The organism is uncultured Campylobacter sp. (assembly GCF_937996225.1).
Classification (GTDB): domain Bacteria; phylum Campylobacterota; class Campylobacteria; order Campylobacterales; family Campylobacteraceae; genus Campylobacter_B.
This window is the reverse complement of the sequence record NZ_CALKTC010000014.1, coordinates 1-1,644: the sequence shown is the minus strand read 5'-3', so window position 1 is coordinate 1,644 and position 1,644 is coordinate 1. Positions and strand designations below refer to the sequence as shown.

Sequence of the window (1,644 nt, the reverse complement as noted above, 5' to 3'; positions counted from 1 at the left end):
CCATACCTATTACCGCGTTTATACGCTGAACTATTACATCCACCATTTTATCTACAGCACTTAATACGGCTGCAGGCATTGCAGTAAAAGATTTCACTACGCCCGCACCGAGGTATAAAATACCCGTGCCCATCAGCTCAAACGAGCGGTATACGTCTCGCCCGAATTCTATGATGTCGGAGCGATTATTTTTAATGAGATTGGCGAAATATTCAATCGAGCCGCTTATGCCGCCCGTCGCATCCGAAACCTTGTTAAAGTCGTCGGCTAGGAGCGAAATTTCGGTTTTCAAATCTGTAAAGGCGCTACCGACGGTTACAGGCAGTTGCGAAAAATCCTCGTCAATCGTCTCTTTCATCTTAGAAAACGCATCAGATAGCGCCTCTGCCGTCAGCTTGCCCTCGCTTCCTAGCTTTCTAAGCTCTCCTACATTTACGCCTAAGCCCTCCGCCATATACCTTAGAAGCGTAGGGCTTGCCTCTGCGATCGAGTTAAATTCATCGCCTCTTAGCGCGCCGCTACCCATAGCCTGTCCGAACTGTTTTATCGCAGCCGCGCTCTCCTCCGCACTAGCGCCGCCTAGTTTCAAAGCTTTAGTGAAACTCGATACCATATCGTTGATTTCGCTTGTGGATTTGCCTAGGTCTTTCAGCGCAGGCGCCAATTTGACGTATAAATTCGTAGTATCTTCAATGTCCGAATGCGTTTCGCGCGCCAGAGCGTGCATCGCTTTTTGTTGAAGCAGAAATTCCGACATTGAGCTAGTAGCCATTTTTAAGCGAGAGTTCATATTGCTCATCGCGTCGGCGGTTTGGACGAATTCTTTTATTAGCGCAGATCCTGCGATTGCTGCCGCCGCCGCTTTAACGGCTAAAAGCGAGCCGCGAAATTGATCTGCGCTGTTTTTTGCTTTTTTTACGGCGCCGTCAAGATTGTTTAAATCGTTTTTAGCCCCGCTTACGCCCGATGTTTTGATAGATACGGTTAAATTTGCTACGTCCACTTCTCGCCTTTCTTGGCTGAATTATAGAAAATTTTTAAGCGAGCTTTGGTTTTGGAAAATTTTAAAATTTATGGTATACTGTCACAAATAGGTAAGCGAACGGCTCGTCAAACAGCCCAGCTTCTTAGCAAAGCATTACCGCCCCTGGGGATAGAAACCTGTGTGAGGGTGTGGGTGGTCTCACCGCTTATCTATTTTTTTAAGGCTTTCATCGTAGCATCCCAACGCTTCTTATTTATATGAAAAATAACGCCGTCGTTTATGTTTATGCCGATGTCGATCATTTTCTTTTTCTCGTCGTCTATTGACTTGCCGAAAATTACACCGCTAGTTTTAAATGTAGCTTCTTTTATAAATTCGGGATTTTGTAAAGCATCCGTAATTTGATTTTTTAAATCATCTTTGTTGATAAACATTTCAGGGTGCTTTTCGTATAAATAATCAATGCTACCCCGTATGCTATCCGTTTTTAAATTTATTCTTTTTGCTAGTTTGCGCGGAATATCAAAATGCTTAACATTCCTAGTGTCATATTCGTTTAACCTCTTCTTTTTATAAATATCACTTAAATCAAGCTCTCGTCCCTGCTGCGTGATAAGATCGCGCATCGTGATCTTGCCTTGCAAAAAAAGCTCGGCGCG

Annotated in this window: 1 protein-coding gene and 1 pseudogene; both read right to left on the bottom strand. The window is 44.0% G+C overall.

Annotated features, from left to right (window positions below; all coding sequences use genetic code 11):
* A partial coding sequence (locus tag Q0174_RS01710; protein WP_298041270.1) for a tape measure protein occupies positions 1 to 1,003 on the bottom strand: 1,003 nt, incomplete at its 3' end.
* Between the two features lie 191 nt (positions 1,004 to 1,194).
* Positions 1,195 to 1,644 (bottom strand): annotated as a pseudogene (locus tag Q0174_RS01705) (hypothetical protein); the annotation flags it as partial.